The organism is Pseudoalteromonas rhizosphaerae, from assembly GCF_902498845.1.
GTDB classification, from domain to species: domain Bacteria; phylum Pseudomonadota; class Gammaproteobacteria; order Enterobacterales; family Alteromonadaceae; genus Pseudoalteromonas; species Pseudoalteromonas rhizosphaerae.
Genome location: NZ_CABVLM010000076.1, coordinates 1 through 276, shown reverse-complemented (window position 1 = coordinate 276; position 276 = coordinate 1). Strand labels below are relative to the sequence as shown.

Sequence of the window (276 nt, the reverse complement as noted above, 5' to 3'; positions counted from 1 at the left end):
GATTCGGTATAATCTGAAGCTTAGAGGCTTTTCCTGGAAGTATGGCATCAGCAACTTCATCACCTTAGTGACTCGTCTCGTGTCTCAGCCTAACAGCAACCCGGATTTACCTAAGTCGCTAGCCTACACACTTTCACATGGACTACCATCGCCATGCTTGCTTAGCCTGCTCCGTCCCCCCATCGCAATTATACCAAGTACGGAAATATTAATCCGTTTCCCATCGACTACGCCTTTCGGCCTCGCCTTAGGGGTCGACTTACCCTACCCTGATTA

At 49.3% G+C, this 276-nt stretch carries 1 rRNA gene; it reads right to left on the bottom strand.

Features of this window, described 5'->3' with window-relative positions:
* Positions 1-276: ribosomal RNA gene (locus PSR9079_RS23525) — 23S ribosomal RNA — on the bottom strand; the annotation flags it as partial.